Below are 430 nucleotides of genomic sequence, written 5' to 3'. Positions count from 1 at the left end.
GGACTGGTATGCGGAACTGAGCCCGCAAGCCAGGCGGACGTTCCTGGCATCGTTCATCGGCTGGGCCACCGATGCCTTCGATTTCATGGTGTTCAGCTTTGTCCTCGCGTCACTGATCGACGTCTGGGGACTGGACCGGGGCCAGGCAGGGCTGCTGGGCACCGTGACGCTGATCTTCTCCGCGATTGGCGGATGGATCGCGGGCATGCTGGCGGACCGCTACGGCCGGGTCAAKGTGTTGCAGGGCACAATCCTCTGGTTCTCCGTCTGCACGTTCGCGATCGGCTTCGCGCAGAATTTCGAGCAGATCTTCGTGCTCCGTGCCTTGCAGGGGCTCGGCTTCGGCGGGGAATGGGCCGTGGGCGCCGTGCTGATCGGGGAGATCATCGCCCCGAAGCACCGTGGCAAGGCGGTCGGCCTGGTGCAAAGC

General features: G+C 64.8%; 1 protein-coding gene. It reads left to right on the top strand.

The features are described from left to right. Positions 1-430, top strand: a 430-nt coding sequence (locus AB4Z35_RS30675; protein WP_442101254.1) for an MFS transporter, incomplete at both ends; no start/stop codon positions are given.

The sequence above is a fragment of the Pseudomonas sp. KB_15 genome, assembly GCF_052114525.1.
Lineage (GTDB): Bacteria > Pseudomonadota > Gammaproteobacteria > Pseudomonadales > Pseudomonadaceae > Aquipseudomonas.
Note: the sequence above shows the minus strand (reverse complement) of the source record. Positions and strands in the feature narration are given on the sequence as shown.